Genomic DNA, 21,180 nt, shown 5'->3' on the forward strand with positions numbered 1-21,180 from the left:
GGATCAAACGCCTGCGCCAATGCGCTCGGTGCCACCCATGTAGGGACGCAGCACCTCGGGCACCGTCACGCTGCCGTCGGCGTTCTGGAAGTTTTCCAGCACCGCCACCAGCGCACGGCCCACGGCCAGGCCGGAGCCGTTGAGGGTGTGCACCAGCTCGTTCTTGCCCTGGGCGTTCTTGAAGCGGGCCTGCAGGCGCCGTGCCTGGAAAGCCTCGCAGTTGGAGACCGAGCTGATCTCGCGGTAGGTGCCCTGCGCCGGCACCCAGACTTCCAGGTCGTAGGTCTTGCTGGCGCCAAAGCCCATGTCGCCGGTGCACAGGCTCATCACCCGGTAGGGCAGGCCGAGTTTCTGCAGGATGGCCTCGGCGTGGCCGGTCATCTCCTCCAGCGCCTCGTAGCTCTTCTCGGGGTGCACGATCTGCACCATCTCGACCTTGTCGAACTGGTGCTGGCGGATCATGCCGCGCGTGTCGCGCCCGGCGCTGCCGGCTTCGGAGCGGAAGCATGGGGTGTGCGCTGTCATCTTGATCGGCAGGTCGGCCTCGGCCAGCACGGTGTCGCGCACCACGTTGGTCAGCGTCACCTCGCTGGTGGGAATCAGGTACAGCGCCTGCGTGTCAGGCATCTCTTCGCCCTCCTGCCCGCCCTTTTTCACAGCGAACAAGTCACCCTCGAACTTGGGCAACTGGCCCGTGCCTCGCAGCGTCTCGCCGTTGACGATATAGGGCGTGTAGCACTCGGTGTAGCCGTGATGCTGGGTCTGCGTGTCCAGCATGAACTGGGCGAGCGCGCGGTGCAGACGGGCAATGGGGCCGCGCATGAAGGTGAAGCGCGAGCCGGCCAGCTTGGTGCCGGTGTCGAAGTCCAGGCCCAGATTTTCACCGATGTCCACGTGGTCGCGGACCGGGAAGTCGAAGGTCTTGGGCGTGCCCCACTGGCGCACCACCACGTTGCCCTCTTCACCCGCGCCCACCGGCACGCTCTCGTGCGGCAAGTTGGGCACGGCCAGCAGCAAGGTCTGCAGCTCGCCCTGGATCACGTCCAGCCGCGCGGCCGAGGCTTCAAGCTCGGCCTTCATTTCGCCCACCTGCGCCATCGCCGCGTCGGCCTCGGCGTGCTGGCCCTTGCCCTTGAGCATGCCGATCTGCTTGGAGAGGCTGTTGCGCTGCGCCTGCAGGCTTTCGGTGCGCGTCTGCAGGGCCTTGCGCTCGTGTTCCAGCGCCTGGTAGGCGGACACGTCGAGGTAGGGCTGGGGGTTCTTGCGGGTTTCCAGGCGCGCGACGACGGCGTCCAGGTCTTTGCGGAGTTGAAGGATGTCAAGCATTCGGCGATTGTAGGTAGCGGCGTTCAGTGGATGTGTTCCAGCGGACCGTCGCCGTGGATCTTCAGCCCCTTGGGCAACGGGAACTTGATGGTCTCGGTGATGCCGTCGAGCTTGCGCACCGAGATCGCGCCGAGTTCGCGCAGGCGGTCGATCACCTGCTGCACCAGGATGTCGGGTGCGGAGGCGCCGGCCGTCAGGCCCACGCGCTGCTTGCCGTCGAACCACTCGGCCTTCAGCTCGCTGGCGTTGTCGACCATGTAGGCCTCGGTGCCCAGGCGGTGGGCCACTTCGCGCAGGCGGTTGCTGTTGCTGCTGGTCGGGCTGCCGACCACGATGACGATGTCCACCTGTGGGCTCAGCAGCTTGACCGCGTCCTGCCGGTTCTGCGTGGCGTAGCAGATGTCCTGCTGCTTGGGTTCGCGCACCTTGGGGAAGCGAGCCTTGACGGCCGCCAGGATGCCCGCCGTGTCGTCCACACTCAGCGTGGTCTGCGTCACCACGGCCAGCAGATCGGTCTGCCTGGGCTGCACCCTGGCCACGTCGTCGATGTCCTCGACCAGGTGGATGCCTTCGCTCAGTTGGCCCATGGTGCCTTCGACCTCGGGGTGACCCTTGTGGCCGATCATGAGGAACTCATAGCCCTCCTTGAACAGCTTGGCGACCTCGACATGCACCTTGGTCACCAGCGGGCAGGTGGCGTCGAAGATGCGGAAACCCCGCCGTTCGGCCTCCTTCTGCACCGCCTGGCTCACGCCATGGGCCGAGAACACCAGCGTGGCGCCGGGCGGCACCTCGTCCAGTTCCTCGATGAAGATCGCGCCTTTCTCCTTGAGGTCGTTGACCACGTAGGTGTTGTGAACGATCTCGTGGCGCACATAGATCGGCCGGCCGAACTTGGCCAGTGCGCGCTCGACGATCTCGATGGCGCGGTCCACACCGGCGCAGAAACCGCGCGGCTCGGCGAGCAGGATTTCAGCCATCAGAGGACTCCGATCAGCTGGACTTCAAACTTCACCGGCTGGCCGGCCAGCGGGTGGTTGAAGTCGAACAGCACCGCGCCGTCCTCGCGCACCTCGACCACGGAACCGGCGTACTGGCCCAGGCCATCGGGTGTGGGGAACTGCACCACGTCGCCCGCGGTGTACTTCTCGTGCGGGTCTCCCAGCTCGTTGAGCAGCTTGCGCGCGACCCACTGGACCATCTCGGGCTGCCGCTCGCCGAAGGCTTCGCCAGCGGCCAGTTCGATCACCTGGGTGGTGCCCTCTTCCAGACCGATCAGGCGCTGCTCGATGGCGGGCGAGAGTTCGCCAGCCCCCAGGCTCAGGGTGGCGGGCTGCCCTTGCTCGAAGGTGTCGATCACCACCTTGCCCTGCGGACCGGACAGGCGGTAGTGCAGGGTGAGAAAAGAACCTTCTTGGACGTGTGTCATGGACAAATGGGGGATGAAACAGGGGTTGCGGCGCACACAGCACGCACAGAACGGCCCGGACGACGGCGCCGGGCGAGGGCCTCTATTGTAAAAACCGGCGACCGCCCCGGCGGCAACAGGGAGTACACACAGATGAATGGACTGGCCGCCACCGGGCTCAAGAGCCTGCCCGCCGACGCGCGCCCGCGCGAAAAGCTGCTCAGCCGGGGCCCCGGCGCACTGGGCGACGCCGAGCTGCTGGCGCTGCTGCTTCGCACGGGCATCAGCGGCAAACACGTGATCCAGCTCGCACAGGAACTGCTCGACCGCTTCGGTGGCGTCGGCGGCCTGCTGCACACCAGCGCGGAGGCGCTCAAGACCGTCAAGGGCCTGGGCCCGGCCAAGCGGGCCGAGGTCGTGGCGGTGCTGGAGCTGGCCCGCCGGGCGCTGGCGCAGGAGCTGCAGCAGCGCCCGCTGTTCGACAGCCCGAAGGCGGTGCGCGAGTACCTGCAGCTGCAGCTGGGCGCCCGCGCGCACGAAGTGTTCTGCGTGCTGTTCCTGGACAGCCAGAACCGGCTGCTAGCGCTGGAGGAGCTGTTCCGCGGCACGCTCTCGCAGACCTCGGTCTATCCGCGCGAAGTGGTGCTGCGCGCCCTGCACCACCACGCGGCCGCCGTGGTGCTGGCCCACAACCACCCCAGTGGCGAGGCGCGGCCCTCGCGCGCCGACGAATCGCTGACGCAGTCGCTCAAGGCCTCGCTGGCGCTGGTGGACGTGCGGGTGCTGGACCATTTCATCGTCACCCGCGACGCCGCAGCCTCCATGGCCGAAATGGGCCTGGTCTGAAAGGTCAAGCTCCCTGGGCGAGAATCGCGCCACCATGAAAGTGCGCGCCCTCGCCGACCTCAAGACGCTGCAGAAGGTGATCGCCCAGCGGGCGGCGGCCGAAGCCGCGGCGCGCGAGGCCGAGCGCCTGCGCGCGCAGCGCCTGGACCGCGAGAAGCGCCTGTTCGAACTGGCCGTCGGCCCGGTGCGCCCCCTGGCCCATCAGCGCCGGGTGGTGCACCCGCCCGCGCCGGTCTCGACCGAGCCTCGGCAGCGGCAGCTCGACGAGCACGCCGTGATGCGCGAGGCGCTGTCGGACGAGTTCGACGTCGAGACCTTGCTGCACACCGACGAGTCGCTGAGCTACCGGCGGCCGGGCCTGGGGCCGGATGTGACGCGCAAGCTGCGCGAGGGCCACTGGAGTATCCAGAAGCACATCGACCTGCACGGCCTGCGCACCGACGAGGCGCGCGAGGCGCTGGGCCGCTTCGTCCGCGAGGCGCACCAGCTGGGGCTGCGCTGCGTGCGCGTGGTGCATGGCAAGGGGCTGGGCTCGCCAGGACGCACGCCGGTGCTCAAGGGCCGGGTGCAGCGCTGGCTGGTGCAGAAGAAGGAAGTGCTGGCCTTCGTGCAGGCACGGCCGGCCGAAGGTGGCGCCGGGGCGCTGGTGGTGCTGCTCAAGCCGGTGGGGCGCTGAGGTCTCGCCGACTCACTGCGGCGTGTTCCGCATCCAGTCGGCGGTCTTGAAGAAGCTGTCTTTCAGGCGTACCCGCAGGTCCTTGGGCACCCCGGTCTCGCCCATGGCCTGGTCCATGCAGGCCAGCCACTGGTCGCGCTCGACGATACCGATCTGGAACGGCATGTGCCGCATGCGCAGGCGCGGGTGGCCGAACCGGTCTTCGTAGTGCGAGGGGCCGCCGAGCCAGCCGCAGAGAAACCAGAACAGCTTCTGGCGCGCGTCGTCGAGCGTGTTGCCGTGCGCCACCCGCAGCTCGTGGTAACCCGGCTCGATGTCCATCAGGTCGTAGAAACGGTCGACCAGCGCCCGCACGCGGGCTTCGCCGCCGATCCATTCGAAGGGCGTGGAGGGCGCCACCGGAACTTGTGTGTCTTCCATGTTGTCCAGATTCAAACCGCCGCTCGGCGCAAGGTTTCGACCACCGGCGTGCGCAACACGCTGCGCAGGCCCCACCAGCCCGCCGCCAGCGCCAGCACGCCGCCCGCCAGGCCGCCAGCCAGCGGCACCCAGGGCGAAGGCTGCCAGCTGAACTCGAAGGCGTATTTCGCCAGCGCCCAGCCGACGGCAATCGCCACCACAGAGGCCAGCACGCCCGCCAGCAGGCCCACGCCGAGCAACTCCACCCGCTGCACATCGCGCAGCAGCTTCGAACCCGCGCCCACCGCGCGCAGCACCGCGAACTCGCGCTCGCGTTCGCCGCGCGTGGCCGTGATGGTCGCCAACAGCACCACCAGGCCGGCGGCCAGCGCGAACCCGAACAGGAACTCCACCGCGCTGATCACCTGACCCAGCACACGCTGCACCTGCGCGATGGTCTGGCTCATGTCGACGTTGGTGATGTTCGGAAACTGCCGCACCAGTGCGTTGTCGAAGGTCTTGTTCGCGTCAGGCACCCGGTAGGCACTGATGTAGGTGGTGGGCAGGTCGGGCAAGTGCGACACCGGGAACAGCACGAAGAAGTTCACCCGCATCGACCCCCAGTCGACCTTGCGCAGGCTGGTGATGCGGCCCTCGACCGGAATGCCCGCCATCTCGAATCCGAGCCGGTCGCCGAGCTTGAGGCCCAGTTCTTTGGCCAGCCCCTCCTCCACGCTGAGCCCGTCCTTTTCCTCCGGCGTCCAGCGGCCGGCGACGATGTCGTTGTGGACCGGCGGCTGGGCGCTGTGCGAGAGGTTGAACTCGCGCTCGACCAGGCGCTGGGCGCGGTCGGTCTCGAAGTTCTCCGGCTGCACCGCGGCGCCGTTCACGCTCACCAGGCGGCCGCGGATCATCGGGTACCAGTCGTACTGGCCGATACCGCCGTCGGTCAGTGCCTGCCGGAACGGATCGGCCTGCTCGGGCTGGATGTTGATGACGAAGCGGTTGGGCGCGTCGGGCGGCGTCGCGTTGCGCCAGCTGGCGATCAGGTCGGTGCGCAGCAGCACCAGCAGCACCAGGGCCAGCAGACCCACCGCGAGCGCGCTGATCTGCACCACGGCGTAAGCCGGCCGTGCGGAGAGCTGGCGCGTGGCCAGCACCAGCGCGCGCGGCGCGGTGCTCTCGTTGACGCTGCGGCGCAGCAGCCAGACCGCGGCCCAGCTCACCAGCGCAAACACCGCCACCGCGGCGGCAAAACCACCGACCGCGATGCCGCCCAGCTTGAGGTCGCGGCTGGCGGCCAGCAGCAGCACAGCAAAACCGGCCACACCCAGGCCCAGCACCGCCAGCGTGGCGGGCTTGAGCTGTCCGACGTCGCGCCGGATCACGCGCAGCGGCGGCACCTGGGCCAGTTGCAGCACCGGCGGCAGGCCGAAGGCCATCATCAGCGTCAGCCCCATGCCCAGTCCCAGCAGCACCGGCCAGAACGTCGCGGCCGGCAGCGCCGACTCGACCAGTCCGGAGAGCAGCAGCACGAACACGTAGTGCAACCCGAAGCCCGCCAGCACGCCCAGGCCGCTGGCCACCAGGCCGACCACGGTGAACTCGAAGGCGTAGGCGCGCGCCATGGTGCCCTGGGACAGGCCGAGCACGCGCATCATGGCGCAGTCGTCGAGGTGGCGCTGGGCAAAGCCGCGCGCCGCGATGGCCACCGCCACCGCCGACAGCAGCGCCGCCAGCAGCGCGACCAGGTTGAGGAATTTTTCGGCGCGTTCCAGCGTCTGCTGCATCTCGGGCCGGCCACCTTCGAGCGACTCCAGCCGCAGGCCGCGGATCTCCGGCTTCTTCAGTTCGGCCTCGGCCCAGGCCACGTACTGCTTCATTGCCGGGTCGGCGCCCGCCACCGCCAGCCGGTAGCCGACGCGGCTGGCCGGCTGCACAAGGCCGGAGGCCGGTAGGTCGGCGGCGTTGATCATGACCCGCGGGGCGAAGCTCATGAAACCGGCCCCGCGGTCGGTCTCGACCACGATCACCTTGGCCAGCGTCAGGCTCGCGTCGCCCAGCAGCAGCGGCTGGCCGATCTGAAGCTGCAGCGCCGACAGCAGGGCCGCGTCGACCCAGGCCGTGCCCGGCGCGGGTATGTCGCGGGTGGGTGCGTCGGCCGCCTCGGGGCCGTCGGCCACACGCAGGCTGCCACGCAGCGGATACCCGGGCGCCACGACCTTGAGCGCCACCAGACGCGCAGCGCCGCCCTCTTCGTCCCGCGCCCGCCCCATGGTCGGGAAACTCAGGGTCTGCACCGTCTGCAGGCCCAGCTCGGCGGCCTTGGCAGCAAACACAGGGGGCGCCGGCCGGTCGCTCTGGATGACCGCGTCGCCACCGATCAGCGCCCTTGCGTCGCGCTGCAGGCCACCCTGCAGCCGGTCGGCAAAAAACGCCACCGCCGTCAGCGCCGCCACCGCCAGCGTCACCGCCAGCAGCAACAGCCGCAACTCGCCCGCGCGCCAGTCGCGCCAGAGCGAACGCCAGCCCAGGGACCAGAACGAGACCGAAAGGGAATCAGGAGCAGCAGCCATCCGGCGACCTTACCGCAAGCGCATCAACCGCGCGCGACCGTATGGATATGCTTGAAACGCTGCAGGAGCATGTGCCCGATTCGAGAACGCGGCGGAACTGGCTCCGCCAGGCCGCTCGCGTTGCCCCCTTGAGGGGGTGACGCGCCGCAGGCGCGGCGCGGGGGTGGGTCAGTTCACTTCGTTCCGAAGATCCGGTCGCCCGCGTCGCCCAGGCCCGGCACGATGTAACCGTGCTCGTTGAGTTCGCGATCCACCGCGGGGGTGTAGATCGGCACATCGGGGTGGGCGTCGTGGAAGGTCTTGATGCCCTGCGGGCAGGTGACCAGGCACACAAACCGGATCGAGCGCGGGTGGGTTTCCTTGAGCCGGTCCACCGCGGCCACGGCCGAGTTGCCGGTGGCCAGCATGGGGTCGAGCACGATCACGTCGCGCTCCTCCATGCCGCTGGGCATCTTGAAGTAGTACTCCACCGCCTTGAGCGTGGCTGGGTCGCGGTACAGGCCGATGTGGCCCACGCGCGCGCCGGGCAGCACCTGCAGCATGCCGTCCAGAAAGCCGTTGCCGGCGCGCAGGATGGACGCCAGCACGATCTTCTTGCCGTCGATCACCGGCGACATCATCTTCTCCAGCGGCGTCTCGATCTCGATCTGCTGCATCGGCATGTCGCGCGTGAGCTCGTAGGCCAGCAGCGCCGACAGCTCGTGCACCAGCTCGCGGAAGCTCTTGGTGCTGGTGTCCTTCTTGCGCATCAGCGTGAGTTTGTGCTGGACCAGGGGGTGATCAATGATGTGGACGTCGCGGCTCATGAACGGGGACTCGAAAAAATGAATGGCCAGCCGCCCTGGGCTGGCGCTGCCGCAAGTTTATGCGGCGGGGGGCGGCATGTCGTCGAAGACGATGCGCTGGGGGTGCGAGAAGCACAGGAAGCGCTTGTGCGTGGCCCGGCCGACGGCGCACAGGCCCACGCGCTGGGCCACGTGCAGTCCCATTTCGGTGATGCCGCTGCGCGAAATCACCACCGGCACCCCCATCTGGGCCGACTTGATGACCATCTCGCTGGTCAGGCGGCCGGTGGTGTAGAACACCTTTTCGCCCGCGGGCAGCGGCTGCTGCAGGGCCATCCAGCCGGCGATGGTGTCCACCGCGTTGTGGCGGCCCACGTCTTCCACGAACAGCTGCAGGTCTTCATTGACGAACAGCGCGCAGGCATGCACCGAGCCGGCGGTCTTGTAGGTGCTGTCGTGCACCCGGATGGTGTTGACGATGTCGTAGAGCTGAGACTGCCTCAGCTTCGCCTGCGGCGGCAGCACGATGCGGTCCACGTCGTCCATCAGGCCGCCGAACACGCTGCCCTGGCCACAGCCCGTGGTGACCACGCGGCGTGCGGTGCGCTCCTCGATGCGGTCGATGCCCGCGCGCGTCACCACGGCGGCGGCGCCCACGTCCCAGTCGACGGTGATGGACTCGATGTCGTGCACACCGCCCACCAGCCGCTGGTTGAGCAGGTAGCCCAGCACCAGCCATTCGGGGTGGGCCCCCAGGGTCATGAGGGTGACCAGCTCGCGCTTGTCCACATAGACCGTGAGGTCGCGCTCGGCCGGGATGCGGATGGCGCGCGGCTGGCCGGACTCGTCCACCACCATCACCTCGCGGGTGAGGTCGGCATGGGCCTGCGTCAGGCGCGGCCGCAGCGCAGCAGCTTGGTCGGGGGCGACGACGTGGGGCAGATCGGCCAGGTTCATGCGGTCAAGGATACGCCGCCGCGAGGGCGGCGGGAGCCGTCAGGACTTCTTGGCCGGGGCTGCCGCGGCTGGTGCAGGCGCGGGTACAGCAGGAGCCGCGGCCGAAGCCGGAGCAGCGGGCGCCGGCCAGACGAAGGCACCCGGGTCGGCGCAGGGCGGCGTGGCGGTGGCTGGCTTGGCTGCCTTGCCCGCCGCGGCCAGGGTCTTCTGGTGGTTGACCGCGGCCTTGTCCATCGACAGGCACAGCTTGTAGGCATCCACCTTGCCGGCGTGTGCGGTCTTGGCCTTGGCCTCCTCGGCCTTGGCCTTGGCGGCGTCGTCCAGCACGGGGGCGGGCAACTTGGCCAGAGCGGCCGTGGACACGGCGACCAGCGCCATCAGCAGGAATGTCTTCTTCATGTTGTCGTCCTCGGGGTCAGGCCTCGGCGGGCGCCTGGAGCGGTGCGGCCGGGCCGGTCTTGCTGCGCTGGGCGGGGATCTTGCCGGCCTTGACGTCGTCGTACCACAGCTCGTGGTGTTCCTTGGCCCAGGCCTCGTCCACGTAGCCCGTCCTCATGGCGCCGTAGGCGCCCTTGACGCCGACCGTGCCCATGTAGATGTGGCCCATGATGAGGGTCATCATCAACAGCGCGCACACCAGGTGCAGCATGTGGGCGATCTGCATGTCGCCGCGCAGGTACAGCATGCCCGGCAGCAGCTTGTCCAGGAACAGGCCCGAACCCACCACCACGATGCCAGGAATGGTGACACCCCACCAGAACAGGCCCTTCTCGCCGGCGTTGAAGCGGTGCGAAGGCACTTCCTTGTCGCTCAACATGCCGCCGGCCTTGCTGAGCCAGACGAAATCGGCGGCGTTGGCAATGTTGTCCTTGATGAAGGTGACCACGATGATCAGCAGCGACACCGCGAACAGCGGACCCACGAAGTTGTGGACGTTCTTCAGCGCAAAGGTGAGCCAGCCGAACAGCGTGCTGCCGATCACCGGCAGCAGGAAGAACTTGCCGAAGGCCATGACGATGCCGGAGATCGCGAGCGCGACGAAGGCCCCGGCGTTGGACCAGTGGGCGGCGCGTTCGAACGGGGTGAAGCGTTCGATCTTGCGGCCGGTGTCGGGCAGGTGGCCGCCCAGCGGACCCTTGGTCTTGTAGAAGATTGCCAGCGTGAGCAGCACGATGAAGAGCAGCGCGCCGCCGTAGGGGATCAGCCAGTCGTTGCGCACCTGGCGCCAGGCCTCGCCCGCCGTCGTCAGGCGCGAGCCCGGGTACTGCACGAAGGGCTGGATCAGGTTGCCGGCCTCGGGCGCCTGCGTCACCGGCAGGCTGCTGTAGCCGGTCACGCCCTTGCCCACATCGCGCCACATGGGCGCGTTGTTGCCGGGCTGCACCTGCTTGCGCTGGGCATTGGTCTGGCTGGCGTAGTTCGGGTCGGAGCTGGCGTCGGGCGCGATCTCGAAGATGTTCGCGCTTTTGACGCCACCAACGGCCGGAGCCGCCTGCTGGGTGGCGGGCGGTGCGGGATCGTCGGGCGGGGTGCTGGCGGCCTGTGCGTAGGCCAGGCCCAGCGTCCCGGCCAGCGACAGTGCCACGCCCCAGCCGCGCAGTCGGGCAAAGGTAGGTTGGCTCATGCGCGGTTCCTCACTGGGTGCTGACGCGGGTGTAGTCGTTCATGCCGTACTGGGCACGCGCCTTAAGCTGCTGCTCCCAGCTGGCCTTGTCGCCGACCGTCCAGCCCGGCTGCTGGTACTGGCTCTTGCCGACGCCGGTGTAGGGCGCGGTGTCCTGTCGCACACCGGTGGTTTCCTGCGGCTTCTCGCCACAGGCGGAGAGGACCGCGGCAGACGCCAACAGCCCGAGGATTGTCAGGGTCTTGCGCATCACGACTTGGTCCCTCCCTGTGCGGTGCCGTAGGCCGTGCCCCAGCCCCAGACTTCGGCGCCCTTGCCACGGCGCAGCACGCGGCTGCGGAAGATGTCAGCCACCACGTCGCCGTCGCCGGCGAGCAGGGCCTTGGTCGAGCACTGCTCGGCGCAGGCCGGCAGCTTGCCTTCGGCCAGGCGGTTGCGGCCGTACTTCTCGAACTCGGCTTCGCTGCCGTGCTCCTCCGGGCCACCGGCGCAGAAGGTGCACTTGTCCATCTTGCCGCGCACACCGAAGGTGCCCGAACTGGGGAACTGCGGTGCGCCAAAGGGGCAGGCGTAGCTGCAGTAGCCGCAGCCGATGCAGACGTCCTTGTCGTGCAGCACCACACCTTCGTCGGTGCGGTAGAAGCAGTTGACCGGGCAGACCGCCATGCAGGGCGCATCGCTGCAGTGCATGCAGGCCACCGAGATCGACTTCTCGCCGGGCACGCCATCGTTGAGCGTGACCACGCGGCGGCGGTTCACGCCCCAGGGCACCTCGTGCTCGTTCTTGCAGGCGGTGACGCAGCCGTTGCACTCGATGCAGCGCTCGGCGTCACAGATGAATTTCATTCGTGCCATCGTGCGTCTCCTTATGCTTTCTCGACGTTGCAGACCGTCGTCTTGGTTTCTTGCATCATGGTCACGATGTCGTAACCGTAGGTGGTCGAGGTGTTGATGGCCTCGCCGCGCACCACCGGCATCGCGCCGCTCGGGTAGTAGGCTTTCATGTCCTCGCCCTGCCAGCGGCCGGAGAAGTGGAAGGGCATGAACACCGTGTGCTCGTCCACCCTCTCGGTCACCAGGGCCTGCACGTTCAGGCGCGCACCGGTGGGGGTGCTGACCCAGACGCGCTCGCCGTTGCGGATGCCGCGGGCCGCCGCGGCGGCCGGGTTGAGCTCGATGAACATCTCCTGCTGCAGCTCGGCCAGCCAGGGGTTGGAACGCGTCTCTTCGCCGCCGCCCTCGTACTCGACCAGGCGGCCCGAGGTCATGATGAACGGGAATTTCTCGTGGACCTTGTCCTCGATGTTCTTCTGCTGCAGCGACTTGTAGAGGATGGGCAGGCGCCAGCGGTTCTTCTGGTCGTCGTGGCTGGGGTACTTGGCCACAAGGTCGGGACGGATGCCGTAGATCGGCTCACGGTGCTGCGGGATGCCGTCGGGGAAGTTCCAGACGATGGCGCGCGCCTTGGCGTTGCCGAACGGGTGGCAGCCGTGGGCCATGGCCACGCGGATGATGGCGCCCGTGGGGTCGGTCTTCCAGTTCTTGCCTTCGGCCTTGGCCTTCTCGGCATCGCTCAGGTCGTCCCACCAGCCCAGCTTCTTGAGCAGCAGGTGGTCGAACTCGGGGTAGCCGGTGGTGATCTCGGAGCCCAGCGAGTGCGAGCCGTCCTCGGCCAGCAGGCTCACGCCGTCCTTCTCCACGCCGAAGTTCGCGCGGAAGTTGCCACCGCCATCCATCACGTGCTTGGACGTGTCGTACAGGTTGGGCGAACCGGGGTGCTTGATCTCCGGCGTGCCGTAGCAGGGCCAGGGCAGGCCGAAGTAGTCACCCGACATGTCGTAACCGGTCTCCTTGTCCACCACCTTGCCCTTGCACTTGAGCGTCTTCACGTCGAAGGCGCCCATGTTGCGCATGTGGGCCTTCAGGCGCTCGGGGCTCTGGCCGGTGTAGCCGATGGTCCAGACGCTGCGGTTGATCTCACGCAGGATGTCCTCGACCACGGGCTCGTCCATGCCCTTGACCTGCTGCATCTTGTAGTTCTTGCACAGTTCCTTGTCGAAGCCCAGCTTCTGCGCGAACTGGTACATGATCATGTGGTCGCTGCGGCTCTCCCACAGCGGGTCGATCACCTTCTCGCGCCACTGGATGGAGCGGTTGGATGCGGTGCAGGAACCGCTGGTCTCGAACTGCGTGGCCGCCGGCAGCAGGTAGACCGCGCGGTCGGGGTTCAGGTCTTCCGGCTTGCCGGGCATGGCCGCCATGGCCGCGGTGGCCGACGGGTACGGGTCCACCACCACCAGCAAGTCCAGCTTGTCCATCGCGCGCTTCATCTCCAGACCGCGGGTCTGCGAGTTGGGCGCATGGCCCCAGAAGAACACGCCGCGCAGGTTCGGGCCCTGGTCGATCAGCTCGTTCTTCTCCAGCACACCGTCGATCCAGCGCGAGACGGTGATGCCGGGCTTTTCCATCATGCCCTCGGCGTACTGGGCCTTGATCCAGTCGTACTCCACACCCCAGGTGGCTGCGAAGTGCTTCCAGGAACCGGCGGCCAGACCGTAGTAGCCGGGCAGCGAATCGGGGTTGGGGCCGACGTCGGTCGCGCCCTGCACGTTGTCGTGGCCGCGGAAGATGTTGGTGCCGCCACCGCTCTTGCCCACGTTGCCCAGCGCCAGTTGCAGGATGCACGAAGCGCGCACCATGGCGTTGCCGATGGTGTGCTGCGTCTGGCCCATGCACCACACGATGGTGGCGGGCTTGGCCTCGGCCAGCATCTTGGCCACCTTGGCCATCTGCTCTTCCTTGACGCCACAGGCCTCTTCGACGGCCGCTGGAGTCCACTTGGCCAGCACCTCCTCACGCACCTTGTCCATGCCATAGACACGGTCGTTGATGTACTGCTTGTCTTCCCAGCCGTTCTTGAAGATGTGGTGCAGCAGACCAAACAGGAAGGGGATGTCGGTGCCCGAGCGGATGCGCACGTACTCGTCGGCCTTGGCGGCCGTGCGGGTGAAGCGCGGGTCCACCACGATCATCTTGCAGCCGTTTTCCTTGGCGTGCAGCATGTGCAGCATGGACACCGGGTGCGCCTCGGCGGCATTGGAGCCGATGTACAACGCGCACTTGCTGTTCTGCATGTCGTTGTACGAGTTGGTCATCGCGCCATACCCCCAGGTGTTCGCGACGCCGGCCACCGTGGTGGAGTGGCAGATGCGCGCCTGGTGGTCGCAGTTGTTGCTGCCCCAGAAGCTGACGAACTTGCGCAGCAGGTAGGCCTGTTCGTTGTTGTGCTTGGACGAACCGATGAAGTAGACCGAATCCGGGCCGCTGGCCTCCTTCAGCGCCTTCATCTTGGCGGTGATCTCTTCCAGCGCCTGGTCCCAGCTGATCTTCTGGTACTTGCCGTTGACCAGCTTCATCGGGTAGCGCAGGCGGTACTCGCCGTGGCCGTGCTCGCGCAGGGCCGCGCCCTTGGCGCAGTGCGACCCGAGGTTGATCGGCGAGTCGAACACCGGTTCCTGGCGCACCCAGACGCCGTTCTCGACGATGGCATCGGTCGCGCAACCCACCGAGCAGTGGGTGCAGACGGTGCGCTTGACTTCGATCTTGCCGGTGCCGTCGATCGAGCCACCCGAAGCGGCCTTGGCCTTCTTGACCAGGGTCAACTGCGAGGCGGCGATGCCGACGCCGACACCCAGGCCCGAGCGGCGCAGGAACGAGCGGCGATCCATGGTGGGCAGTGCCGACGCCAGGCCGCGCTGCAGGCTGTGAACAAAGGCGTGGCTGCGGCCGGTGGCGGCCGCGCCCGCTGATTTTTTGGTGAGCAACATCGTGGGGCTCCTCGGGTTCAGATCCGGGTGGTCTTGTAGTACTGCTTGACGTGATCGGTCAGGCTGTAGCCACCGCCCCGCTCGGGGGCCGGACGGGGCGCGGCCTCGGGTTCCGGTGTGCCCTGCGTGCCGGGCAGCAGGCTGGCCGCCGCGGCCAGCGCACCGGCGGTGCCAGCGCCCGCAAACAGCGTGCGGCGGTTCAGGCGGCCTCGGGATTCGGGTTGGGGCTTGCTCATGCGTGTCTCCTGTGGGAACAACGCCCGGCTGGCGTGCACCGGCACACCATGTGGGCTTTTTGCATATGTGGAATCTAACCAAGGCCCCGTGCCGGCGCAAGCCGACGCCATGCATCGGCGCTCGCCGGCGGAACGGGTTGACAGCCCAGCCGACCCGGTCTGCTGGCACCGGCACGAAAGCGACCGCCTTCCAGCCAGAACCATGCCAACCCAACACATCCCCCAACAACGGCATCCGGGCTTTGAACCACCCTCCAAACCACCTGTTCCAAGGGATTACCCGCAGCTCCGGCACCGCAACCACCCCTCGTGGCGACAGGCTGTCGAGACCGGCGCGACAAATTGTCGCGAGCCGCTGCACACCGCCACCGCTGCACTGGCGGTGCGCGCTGTCGGATTGGCGCCAATATCCGAGTGAATTGCTCCACCTCCTCCGTAGAATGCCGTCGGGTGGACACCTCTTCTGCGCCCCTCCTTTCACCCGACAAAGGCCTTGAAGGCTGGCCCGACTGGTCCATCCTGGTCGTGGACGACGAGCAGGGCATGCTCAATTTCCTGGTCAAGACGCTGGCGCCCCGCTGCCACTTCGTGATGAGCGCCACCAGCGCAGAAGAAGGTGCCGACTGGCTGCACGGCCACCACGCGGACCTGGTCATCCTCGACATCTCGCTGCCCGGCAAGAGCGGTGTGGCCTGGCTCAAGGAACTGCGCGAGCAGGGCTTCAGCGGCGAGGTCATCCTGATCACCGCCTTCGCCGATCTGGACACCGCCATCGAGGCGCTGCGCGCCGGCGCGTCGGACTTCATCCTCAAGCCCTTCCGGGTGCCGCAGATCCTCAACGCCGTGAAGCACTGCTTCGAGCGCTCGCGGCTGCGGCGCGAGAACTTCGTGCTGCGCCGCGCGGTGGCCAGCTCCAACGGCCGCAACCAGGCGCTGGTGGGCGCGTCGGAAGCGATGCAGCAGCTGCGCGCCTCGGTGGCCCGCGTGGCGCCGGTGGACAGCACCGTGCTGCTGCAGGGCGAGTCCGGCACCGGCAAGGAGCTGGTGGCCCGCACCCTGCACGCCAACGGGCCGCGTGCCAACGGACCTTTCGTGCCGCTCAACTGCGCCGCCGTGTCGCCCGAGCTGATGGAGAGCGAGCTCTTCGGCCACGCGCGCGGCGCGTTCACCGGCGCCGTGCGCGCGCGCGAAGGCCTGTTCCACTACGCGCAGGGGGGCACGCTGTTCCTAGACGAAGTGGCCGAGCTGCCACTGCCGATCCAGGCCGCGCTGCTGCGGGCCATCGAAGACCTGAAGATCCGCCCGGTGGGCAGCGAACAGCTGGTGCCGCTGAACCTGCGCATCATGGCCGCGAGCAACCGCCGCCTGGCCGACGAGGTGGCCGCGGGCCGCTTCCGCAAGGACCTGTATTTCCGCCTGCAGGTGGTGGAACTGAGCCTGCCACCGCTGCGCGAGCACAAGGTCGACATTCCGGCCCTGGTTCAGCACTTCATGGAACAGCTCGCGCCTGCGCTCGGCGTGGCGCCGCTGGCGATCAGTGCTCAGGAGCTCGACTACCTCACGCAGTACGACTGGCCGGGCAACGTGCGGGAGCTGCGCAACCTGATCGAGCGCTCGCTCATCCTCGGGTCGCTCAACGTCTCCGCCCTCTACCCCGGGGACCCCGTGCGCAGCGCCGGCGCCGAGGCGGGGGCACCGATGGACCTGGCGACCCTGGAGAAGCAGCACATCCTCAGCGTGCTCGACTCGGTGCAGGGCGACAAGACCCGCGCGGCCGAGCTGCTGGGCGTGTCGCGCCGCACGCTGGAGCGGCGTGTCGCGGAGTGGGGGCACAGCTCGCAGGACTTCGGCCGCTGATGAGACTGCCCACGCCGCGCTGGCTCGCCACCTCGGTGCGCAACAAGCTGCTGGCGATGGCGCTGCTGCCGCTGCTGGTGGTGTTCCCGCTGCTGGTGCTGGCGATCGCGGTGTGGAGCAGCGTCACCTACGACCGCCTGCTCATCACCAAGGTGCGCAGCGACCTGGCCGTGGCGCGCGGCTACTTTGACCAGACCCTGGCCGAGGTGGGCAGTGGCACGCGCGGCGTCGCGCGCTCGCAGCGCCTGCTGCAGGCCATGGCCGGCGGCGACCTGGCCGCACGCCTGGCCGCTGACCGGCAGGAGCTGGGGCTGGACTTCCTGCTGCTCATGCGCCACGACGACCCGCGCGCCACACTGCCCTCCGGGGTGGCCTCGCTGCTGCAGACGACCATGACGACGCCCGCAAGGTCGGCGCAGATCGTGCGCCTTTCGCGCGACGAACTCGCGGCCCTCGCCCCGCAACTGCTGCCGCGCCTGCACATCCCGCTGGTGAGCACGCGCAACGCCGCGCCCGATGCCCGCGCCACGGAAGACCGCGCCCTGGTGCTGCTGGCGCTGCAGCCGGTGCTGGACGCCGCTGGCCAGCCCCAGGCCCTGCTGGTGGGCGGCCTGCTGCTCAACCAGAACCTGGACTTCATCGACCACATCAACCGTATCGTCTACCCCGACGGCGCCCTGCCCTTCGGCAGCGAGGGCACGGCCACCCTGTTCCTGGACGACGTGCGCATCACCACCAACGTGCGCCTGTTCCAGGACCAGCGCGCCATCGGCACGCGCGTGTCGCAGACCGTGCGCGACCGCGTGCTCGGCCAGGGCCAGACCTGGCTGGACCGCGCCTTCGTCGTCGACGACTGGTACGTCTCGGCCTACGAACCGCTGCTGGACGCCGCGGGCCAGCGCGTGGGCATGCTCTACGTTGGCTTTCTGGAATCACCCTTCCGCTGGGTGCGCCACGCCATGCTGGCCGTCATCGGCCTGATCTTCCTGGCGGTGATGGCGGTGTCGGCCTGGTTCTCGGTGCGCTGGGCGCGCAGCATCTTCCGCCCGGTGGAGCAGATGAACCGCACCATGCAGCGCGTGGAAGATGGCGAGAGCGCCGCCCGCGTGGGTGCGCTGCCGGCGCGCGACGAGCTCGGCGCCCTGGCCAGCCACCTGGACCAGCTGCTGGACGTGATCGACGAGAAGACCACCGCGCTGCGCCGCTGGGGTGAAGAACTGGATCTGAAGGTGGCCGAGCGCACGCGCGAGCTGAAGCAGAGCAACGCCTCGCTGCGGCTGGCGCAGCAACAGCTCGTCAAGAGCGAGAAGCTAGCCGCCATCGGCCAGCTCACGGCCAGCATCGCGCACGAGATCAACAACCCGATCGCGGTGATGCAGGGCAACCTCGACCTGATCCGCGACACCCTGGGCCCGCAGGCCCAGCCGGTGACAGCCGAATTCAAACTGCTGGACGAACAGGTCGAGCGCATGCGCCTGATCGTCACCCAGCTGCTGCAGTACGCGCGGCCCACCGAGTACGCCGGCTATGTGGAGACGCTGGACCTCAACCAGACCGTGCACGACAGCCTGGTGCTGGTGGCGCACCTGCTGGCGCAGACCCGCATCGAGGTGGTGCGCGATCTGCAGGCCACGCAGCGCGTGGGCCTGAACCGGCAAGAGCTGCAGCAGGTCATCATCAACCTGCTGATCAACGCCATCCAGGCCATGCCGCAGGGCGGCACGCTGCGACTGCTCACACGGGACTGGGCCGACGAGCACGGCGCGTGCGGTGCGCTGCTGCAGGTGCAGGACTCGGGTCCGGGGCTGGCACCGGGCGTGGCCGAGCGCCTGTTCCGGCCCTTCTTCACCACCAAGAACGACGGCAACGGGCTGGGCCTGTGGATCAGTCTGGGGCTGGTGGAGCGCTACGGTGGTGGCATCGTTGCAGGCAACCGGGAGGATGGCCACAGCGGCGCGGTGTTCAGCGTGCGGCTGCTGACCGAGCCGCAGGCGCCGGCGGCGGTGAACACACGGGACGGACGGCCCGGCGGATGAACCGGTGGCGTGTGCCGCGCTTGCGGTCACTGCAGGGCGGGGACGCCAAGCCTCGTGAGCACGTCGACCACCAGCTGCGAGCCGCCCCACCACAGCAGCACCACCGACGTGGCGGCCACCAGCGTCGCCACGTGGCCGGCCAGCAGCATCAGGCCATCGCGCAGGCGCAAGCCCCAGGCGGTCAGCACCATGGCCAGGGCGGGCAGCACATTGTCGAAGCTGATGACGGGCACCGGCACCACCATGGACACACCCGCCACCGACAGCATCAGGCCGTTGGCCCAGCGCGCGGAGTGGTGGCTCAGGCCCAGCAGCCGCGGCCGCCCCAGACGTGCCACCAGGTGGATGACACGGGACAGCATGCGGGTGAGCAGCTCCCGGACGCGGTCGTTCAACGTCCGCTCACCGAGCCACGCAGGCAGGGGCACCGACCGGCCGGCGCAAAGCCCGAACGCGATCACGAGACAGAAGACGCCCACGGCCGAGCCCATGCCGGGCAGGGCCACCGGGAACAGCAGGGGCATGGCCAGCAGGGCCAGCCAGACCAGACGCTGGCGGCTGTCATGACCGATGGTGTCGGCCAGGGTGCCGCCCATGGAGGACAACTGGGCGTCCACGATCCGCGCCACGGTGGCGCGGCGCCGGTCCTTGCGGAGCTCGGAGGGTGTCGGGGTGGGGGATGGCTGGCCTGGCATGCGGGTTCAAGGAGACGCGTGGTCTCTCTGAAGGAAAAAACACCTGCACTGTGCCCGCTGGCGGCTCGCGTTGCAAGGAGCCTGGGCCGAAGGGGCGGATCGAAAAAAACTGAACGCCGCGCCGCCGTGCCGACTCACACTGTGCAACCTCACCATTGCTCACCGATGCCGGCACCCCCCTTCGACCCCGACTCCCCCCTGCTGTTCGTCATCAATGCCGGCGCCGGCGCCCAGGACATCGACGCCAAACGGGCCGTGATCGAGTCGGCCCTGGCGGCGCGCGGCCGCCGGGGCGAACTGCGGGTATGCGAGCCGGCCGAGCTGCCGCGCGTGGCGGCCCGGGCCGCGGCGGAGGCGGTGCAACGCCGTTCGGCGGTGGTCGCCGTGGGCGGCGACGGCAGCCTCAATGCGGTGGCCCAGGCGGCGCACGCGGCCGGCTGCGCCATGGGGGCGATGCCCTACGGCACCTTCAACTACTTCGCCCGCACCCACGGCATCCCCACCGACCCGGCCGCGGCGGCGCAGCTGCTGCTGGACGCGCGACCGCGGCCGGTGCAGGTGGGTGCCATCAACGACCGGGTGTTCCTGGTCAACGCCAGCCTGGGCATCTACCCCGAGCTGCTGCAGGACCGCGAGGCCTACAAGGCGCGCTTCGGCCGCAGCCGCTGGGTGGCCTTTGTCGCGGCCTGCGCCACGCTGCTGCGCGCGCAGCGCCGGCTGCGCCTGCACATCGAGCTGGGCGACCAGGTGCGGGACGTGAAAACGCTGACGCTGTTCGTGGGCAACAACCGCCTGCAGCTGGAGCAGTTCGGCGCCACCCCGGAAGACACCGTCGCCGGCACGCCCGGGCATGGCAGCATGGCCGCGCTGATGCTGCGCCCGATCGGCACCCTGTCCATGCTCGGCCTGCTGCTGCACGGCGCCATGGGCCGCCTGGGCGAAGCGGCCGGCGTGGAGAGCTTCGAGTTCCACCACCTGGTGGTTCGGCCGCGGCTGCTGCCGGGCCGCCGGGAGGTGATGGTGGCCTTCGACGGCGAGGTGGCTCGGATGCGCGCACCGATCGACTTCCGCGTGCTTGAACAGCCGCTCTACCTGCTGCAGGCCGATTCATGAGCGTGCTGCTGCACATCTCGGACACGCACTTCGGCACCGAACAGCCGCCCGTGATGGCCGCGCTGCGGGACCTGGCCTCGCAGCAGCAACCAGACCTGGTGGTGCTCTCGGGTGACATCACCCAGCGCGCGCGGCCAGCCCAGTTCCAGGCGGCCAGGGCCTTCGTCGACCGGCTGGGCGCGCCGGTGTTGGCCATCCCCGGCAACCACGACATTCCGCTGCTGGACCTGCGGGAGCGCCTGACCCGGCCCTACGCGCGCTACGCCGCAGCCTTCGGCGCCGACCTCGAACCCGTGATCACTGCGCCCGAATGGCTGGTCATCGGCGTGAACACCACCCGGGCCTGGCGCCACCGCAACGGCGACCTGTCCATTGCGCAGATCGATCGCGTGGCCGGGCTTCTGGGCTCTGCAGACCCCGGCCAGTTGCGCGTGGTGGTGGTGCACCAGCCGCTGGCCGTGACCGAGCCGCGCGACCGCCCCCACCTGCTGTACGGCCACGACGAGGCCGTGCGGGTCTGGGCCGAGGCCGGGGCCGATCTGCTGCTGGGGGGCCACATCCACCTGCCCTACACGCTGGCGCTGCATGGGCAGGCGCGCCGGCTGTGGGTGGTGCAGGCGGGTACGGCCGTGTCCTCGCGCGTGCGGCCCGGGGTGCCCAACTCGGTGAACATCGTGCGCTGGGAACCGGCCCAGGGGCGCTGCTGCCGCGTCGAACGCTGGGACTTCATGGCCCGTGAACAGGCCTTTGTGCGCACGCTCGCCACGGCCTTGCAGCCCGACCGCGAACCCACCGGTGCCTGAGCGCAGGCCATGCACC

20 protein-coding genes are annotated in these 21,180 nt (G+C 68.7%); 6 read left to right on the forward strand and 14 right to left on the reverse strand.

Annotation, left to right across the window (positions count from 1 at the left end; all coding sequences use genetic code 11):
• Positions 1–3: 3 nt before the first annotated feature.
• From serS to HFL01S_RS04255, 3 genes are read right to left on the reverse strand one after another with little or no spacing between them, the layout of a single operon-like run.
• The gene (gene serS / locus HFL01S_RS04245; protein ID WP_066255130.1) at positions 4–1,326 is read right to left on the reverse strand and encodes a serine--tRNA ligase; all 1,323 of its coding nucleotides are present in this window, start codon (positions 1,324–1,326) and stop codon (positions 4–6) included.
• A gap of 23 nt (positions 1,327–1,349) precedes the next feature.
• Positions 1,350–2,306 carry a 4-hydroxy-3-methylbut-2-enyl diphosphate reductase gene (gene ispH / locus HFL01S_RS04250; RefSeq protein WP_066255133.1) on the reverse strand — a complete coding sequence of 319 codons (957 nt, stop codon included), beginning with the start codon at positions 2,304–2,306 and terminating at the stop codon, positions 1,350–1,352.
• Entirely contained in the window at positions 2,306–2,755 is a 450-nt protein-coding gene (locus tag HFL01S_RS04255) for an FKBP-type peptidyl-prolyl cis-trans isomerase (protein WP_066255136.1), read from the reverse strand. Before HFL01S_RS04255 ends, ispH begins: the two co-directional genes overlap by 1 nt.
• 132 nt (positions 2,756–2,887) lie before the next feature.
• Between HFL01S_RS04255 and radC the strand changes: the two genes are divergently transcribed.
• Together radC and HFL01S_RS04265 are read left to right on the forward strand one after the other, a co-directional pair.
• Positions 2,888–3,580 carry a RadC family protein gene (gene radC, locus HFL01S_RS04260; protein ID WP_066255139.1) on the forward strand — a complete coding sequence of 231 codons (693 nt, stop codon included), beginning with the start codon at positions 2,888–2,890 and terminating at the stop codon, positions 3,578–3,580.
• A gap of 34 nt (positions 3,581–3,614) precedes the next feature.
• Positions 3,615–4,256, forward strand: a complete 642-nt coding sequence (locus HFL01S_RS04265) for a Smr/MutS family protein (protein WP_066255141.1) — start codon at positions 3,615–3,617, stop codon at positions 4,254–4,256.
• A 12-nt stretch (positions 4,257–4,268) separates the two neighbouring features.
• Here HFL01S_RS04265 and HFL01S_RS04270 read toward each other — a convergent pair whose 3' ends face one another.
• The 10 genes from HFL01S_RS04270 to HFL01S_RS04315 form a co-directional block, all read right to left on the reverse strand.
• On the reverse strand, positions 4,269–4,676 hold the full coding sequence (locus tag HFL01S_RS04270; protein ID WP_066255144.1) for a group II truncated hemoglobin: 408 nt from the start codon (positions 4,674–4,676) through the stop codon (positions 4,269–4,271).
• An 11-nt stretch (positions 4,677–4,687) separates the two neighbouring features.
• Positions 4,688–7,231, reverse strand: coding sequence for an ABC transporter permease (locus HFL01S_RS04275; RefSeq protein ID WP_066255146.1), 2,544 nt, complete (start codon positions 7,229–7,231; stop codon positions 4,688–4,690).
• Between the two features lie 173 nt (positions 7,232–7,404).
• Complete coding sequence (gene upp, locus HFL01S_RS04280) at positions 7,405–8,037, reverse strand: uracil phosphoribosyltransferase (protein WP_066255149.1); 633 nt, start codon at positions 8,035–8,037, stop codon at positions 7,405–7,407.
• Positions 8,038–8,094: 57 nt separating this feature from the next.
• On the reverse strand, positions 8,095–8,973 hold the full coding sequence (locus HFL01S_RS04285; protein ID WP_066255153.1) for a formate dehydrogenase accessory sulfurtransferase FdhD: 879 nt from the start codon (positions 8,971–8,973) through the stop codon (positions 8,095–8,097).
• 39 nt (positions 8,974–9,012) lie between these two features.
• Positions 9,013–9,372, reverse strand: coding sequence for a hypothetical protein (locus HFL01S_RS04290; RefSeq protein WP_066255155.1), 360 nt, complete (start codon positions 9,370–9,372; stop codon positions 9,013–9,015).
• A gap of 16 nt (positions 9,373–9,388) precedes the next feature.
• Entirely contained in the window at positions 9,389–10,597 is a 1,209-nt protein-coding gene (locus tag HFL01S_RS04295) for a formate dehydrogenase subunit gamma (RefSeq protein WP_066255159.1), read from the reverse strand.
• A 10-nt stretch (positions 10,598–10,607) separates the two neighbouring features.
• A complete protein-coding gene (locus tag HFL01S_RS04300) occupies positions 10,608–10,847 on the reverse strand; it encodes a hypothetical protein (RefSeq protein WP_066255162.1) in 240 nt (79 codons plus the stop codon).
• Complete coding sequence (fdh3B, locus tag HFL01S_RS04305; RefSeq protein ID WP_066255167.1) at positions 10,847–11,452, reverse strand: formate dehydrogenase FDH3 subunit beta; 606 nt, start codon at positions 11,450–11,452, stop codon at positions 10,847–10,849. Before fdh3B ends, HFL01S_RS04300 begins: the two co-directional genes overlap by 1 nt.
• An 11-nt stretch (positions 11,453–11,463) precedes the next feature.
• A complete protein-coding gene (locus HFL01S_RS04310; RefSeq protein ID WP_066255170.1) occupies positions 11,464–14,424 on the reverse strand; it encodes a formate dehydrogenase subunit alpha in 2,961 nt (986 codons plus the stop codon).
• A gap of 17 nt (positions 14,425–14,441) precedes the next feature.
• Positions 14,442–14,660, reverse strand: a complete 219-nt coding sequence (locus HFL01S_RS04315) for a formate dehydrogenase (protein WP_066255173.1) — start codon at positions 14,658–14,660, stop codon at positions 14,442–14,444.
• A gap of 450 nt (positions 14,661–15,110) precedes the next feature.
• Between HFL01S_RS04315 and HFL01S_RS04320 the strand changes: the two genes are divergently transcribed.
• The gene (locus HFL01S_RS04320; protein ID WP_066255176.1) at positions 15,111–16,517 is read left to right on the forward strand and encodes a sigma-54-dependent transcriptional regulator; all 1,407 of its coding nucleotides are present in this window, start codon (positions 15,111–15,113) and stop codon (positions 16,515–16,517) included.
• Positions 16,517–18,553: a sensor histidine kinase gene (locus tag HFL01S_RS04325; protein WP_066255179.1), complete on the forward strand. Its 2,037-nt coding sequence runs from the start codon at positions 16,517–16,519 to the stop codon at positions 18,551–18,553. The genes HFL01S_RS04320 and HFL01S_RS04325 overlap by 1 nt, the downstream gene beginning before the upstream one ends.
• Before the next feature lie 26 nt (positions 18,554–18,579).
• Here the strand turns inward: HFL01S_RS04325 and HFL01S_RS04330 are convergent, their stop codons facing one another.
• On the reverse strand, positions 18,580–19,248 hold the full coding sequence (locus HFL01S_RS04330) for an exopolysaccharide biosynthesis protein (RefSeq protein ID WP_218008595.1): 669 nt from the start codon (positions 19,246–19,248) through the stop codon (positions 18,580–18,582).
• A gap of 165 nt (positions 19,249–19,413) precedes the next feature.
• Between HFL01S_RS04330 and HFL01S_RS04335 the strand changes: the two genes are divergently transcribed.
• On the forward strand, positions 19,414–20,361 hold the full coding sequence (locus tag HFL01S_RS04335; RefSeq protein ID WP_066255182.1) for a diacylglycerol/lipid kinase family protein: 948 nt from the start codon (positions 19,414–19,416) through the stop codon (positions 20,359–20,361).
• The gene (locus tag HFL01S_RS04340) at positions 20,358–21,164 is read left to right on the forward strand and encodes a metallophosphoesterase family protein (protein WP_066255184.1); all 807 of its coding nucleotides are present in this window, start codon (positions 20,358–20,360) and stop codon (positions 21,162–21,164) included. Before HFL01S_RS04335 ends, HFL01S_RS04340 begins: the two co-directional genes overlap by 4 nt.
• The last annotated feature ends 16 nt before the right edge of the window (positions 21,165–21,180 follow it).

Source organism: Hydrogenophaga flava NBRC 102514, from assembly GCF_001571145.1.
Lineage (GTDB): Bacteria > Pseudomonadota > Gammaproteobacteria > Burkholderiales > Burkholderiaceae_C > Hydrogenophaga > Hydrogenophaga flava.